Annotated in this window: 1 protein-coding gene; it reads left to right on the forward strand. The window is 43.7% G+C overall.

Going from position 1 to position 1470, the window contains the following annotated elements; all coding sequences use genetic code 11:
- Positions 1-17: 17 nt before the first annotated feature.
- A partial coding sequence (locus Q0095_RS08455) for an anaerobic C4-dicarboxylate transporter (RefSeq protein WP_297883103.1) occupies positions 18-1470 on the forward strand: 1453 nt, incomplete at its 3' end.

A 1470-nucleotide genomic window follows, 5' to 3' on the forward strand; every position in this document is an offset into this window, starting at 1 on the left:
TTACTGAAGGAGAAACTATGGAGTTTCTGACAAGTTTGTCTGAAAGCACTCAATTCTTTTTGCAGCTCATTATAGTCTTGGGCTGTTTGTTTTATGGTGCTAAAAAAGGCGGTATGGCGCTGGGAATTCTAGGCGGTATAGGCTTAGTGATCTTAGTGTTTGGATTTAGATTAGAGCCGGGTAAGCCGGCAGTGGACGTTATTTTAACTATCCTCGCAGTTGTCGTAGCAAGTGCAACGCTACAGGCTACGGGAGGGCTTGATGTAATGCTTCAAATAGCGGAGAAATTGCTTCGTAAGCATCCAAAGATGGTTTGTATCATCGCTCCAACTGTTGCGTGGACGCTTACAATCTTATGCGGAACGGGACACACCGTCTATACGCTGCTTCCGATCATCTATGACGTAGCTATTAAAAATGGGATTCGCCCTGAGCGCCCGATGGCTGCTTCTACAATCTCCTCACAGCTTGCTATCATCGCTAGCCCCGTTTCGGTTGCCGGCGTTTCGATGGTCGCGATCTTGCTAGGTCAAGGCGTGCATATCGAGGGCTTTAGTACGTATTTGGATCTGTTAAAACTCACTATCCCTTCTACTTTCATCGGTATGCTTGCAATCGGAACGTGGTCGATTTTTAGAGGTAAAGATCTAGATAAAGATCCGGAATTTCAAGAAAAGATCAAAGATCCAGAGCAGAAAAAATATATCTACGGCGAAAGCACGACATTGTTAGGTCAAAAGCTTCCTAGGATTAAGTGGATCTGCATGTGGATTTTCTTAGCCACTATTGCGCTAGTTGCGGTTTTAGGTTACGAAAAAAGCTTGCGCCCTGCGTGGACTAAAAATGTCCCGGGCAAATCCGTAGAGATCATCGTCGATAAAAAAACGGTCAAAAATATCACGATTAAAGATGGTCAGGTTATCTCCATGGTAGATGGTGGCAAGGTCGTCTCAAACGTCAAAGAGTCCAAAGCCAAAGATGCGACGAAATTTAATAGCGTCGAAATTTACGACAAAGATAAAAAGCTTACTCAAAGCATCGTCTCTCAAGACGGAAATGTCGTCATCACGACAGGCGATAAGAGCGAGAGCATCGCAAACGCAAGCATTGTCGTAAAAGATACGATGAAAAAGACCACAAATTTAAATATGGTCTTAACCATTCAAATTTTCATGCTTCTTGCAGCATCCATTATGATGATTGTCTCGGGTATCAAAGCGGGCAATATCGCTAAAAATGAAATTTTTCATAGCGGTATGATCGCGCTTGTAGCCATTTATGGAATTTCATGGATGGCGGAGACTATGTTTACCGCTCATATCGAAATGCTTAAAGCGTCGCTAGGTAAGGTCGTTATGGCGTATCCGTGGACATATGTCATCGTTTCGCTTTTGATTAGTAAATTCCTTAACTCTCAAGCAGCAGCGGTTGCTACTTTCGTACCGCTAGCGGTTAGCATCGGTATCGATC

Origin of the sequence: uncultured Campylobacter sp., from assembly GCF_938045535.1 — a bacterium.
Taxonomy (GTDB): Bacteria; Campylobacterota; Campylobacteria; order Campylobacterales; family Campylobacteraceae; genus Campylobacter_B.